The organism is Pseudolactococcus yaeyamensis (assembly GCF_054658615.1).
Window position 1 is genome coordinate 1 of the sequence record NZ_BAAGGP010000169.1, and the last position, 1,791, is coordinate 1,791.

At 36.8% G+C, this 1,791-nt stretch carries 1 protein-coding gene and 1 pseudogene; both read left to right on the forward strand.

Features of this window, described 5'->3' with window-relative positions:
* Positions 1-176: 176 nt before the first annotated feature.
* Positions 177-647 (forward strand): helix-turn-helix domain-containing protein, encoded by a 471-nt coding sequence (locus tag ACYQ21_RS15425; protein ID WP_460059554.1) that lies wholly within the window; start codon positions 177-179, stop codon positions 645-647.
* Between the two features lies 1 nt (position 648).
* Positions 649-1,404: pseudogene (locus ACYQ21_RS15430) on the forward strand (zeta toxin family protein); the annotation flags it as partial.
* Positions 1,405-1,791: the final 387 nt, after the last annotated feature.

The window sequence follows — 1,791 nt, forward strand, 5'->3', positions numbered from 1 at the left end:
ATTAATCTCAGAAAACTGATGGTAACCTGTCGGATATAGAAAAAAAGCAGGCTAGAACAATCAAAATTGATTGGATTAGCTTGCTTTTTATTTTAGTGACTGTGGACTTTTGTCCCAGCCTATTTTTTTTGCGCCAAAAAAGACGCAAAAGTGCTATAATATAACTAGGAGGTCAAATGATTTCAGAAAATATAAAGCAGATACGGCAAGCCAATCAAATGAACCAGACAGAATTTGCGAGTGTTCTAGGTATTTCACGAACCAGTCTGAGTAGATATGAACTCGGCGCACATGATGTCCCTTATAGCGTGATCGATAAGATAGCGCAGAAATTCAATCTATCATACGTAGACATAATAGGAGAAGATAAAATGTTATCGCCAATAGAAGATTACAACTTAACATTAGAAATTGAAGTCGTAAAAGAGTTAGGGGCAAGTGTCCTTGCGACAATTTACAACTATCTCCTTAAGCATGAGATAAAACTAGAAGATAGACATGATCCAATTTCAAAAATTGCCATGGGACTTTCAAAGAAAATCAATACTGACATTTATAGTATGACAAGTTTTGAGCAAGTCGCAGGCTTAAAAGCCTATATTCATGAGCTATCTATTGCTTTTTCAGATGTGGAGGAAGCAGCATAACATGACCAGTCATGATTTTACCCCTGAAGAATTTTCAGCACGTCTGAAGCTCAATCTTTTCTCTTTGACCCAAGGTGTGACAATGTCCAACAACCCAACTGCTATCCTATTGGGCGGACAAAGTGGTTCAGGAAAAACAGTCATTCATAGACTTAAAGCTCAGAGTTTTGAAACTGGCATGATTATCATTGATGGCGATAGTTTTAGAGCGCAGCATCCAAGAAGTACAGAGATTACGCAAGAACATGGCAAAGCCGATGTCAATTATACGGCAAAATTTGCCGGTCAAATGACAGAAGCCTTGATAGATAATCTGTCTCATTTAGGCTATAATTTGCTTATCGAGGGAACGCTGCGCACGACAGAAGTGCCTGAAAAAACAACTCGCCTGCTCAAAGATAGAGGCTATCAAGTTGATTTAGCGCTGATGGCAACCAAACCAGATTTATCTTATCTAGGGACTTTGAACAGATATGAAAAGATGTACTCAGAGAACCCACTAAAGGCACGTGCGACTGATAAAGCGCATCATGATATGATTGTGGAACACTTGATTGAAAATGTTGCCTATCTGCAACATACCAATCTTTTCAGGCAAATTGAAGTTTATGACCGCTTTAAAAATATACTTTATCCGTCAGGACTTCCCTTAACTCAGGTATTGGATCAGCAACTATTCGGAAAATATAGTCATGAAGAATTGTTGATGCTGGGCGAGAACACTGAAACATTTAAAGTACTTTCAGGAATAAATGGTCACTTTGAAGCTAATCAGGATAAATTGGCTTACTTCGATGACCTTTTCTGGGACAAGTCAAATTATATTGCACCTGATAATTTTCCAAACAAAATGATCACAAAATCTAGTAATAAAGATGTTTTAGATGATGACTTAGAATTTTAAGCTAAAAATCAGAACGCTCTCCGAGACTACAATGGTCTAGGGGAGCGTTTTTTTGGCGATTAAAACGTACAAAAACTGTAAAAATAAGTCTTTGAATCTTTTTTTGAAAAAAATGCACTCGAAGCGATTTAATCGTTGACAACAGATAATAGTTATGTAAAAATAAATTCATAGAGATAGAAAAGCTATTTCAAAAAAGAAAGCAGGTACTAACATGGCATATGGAGACTATTGGAAAGT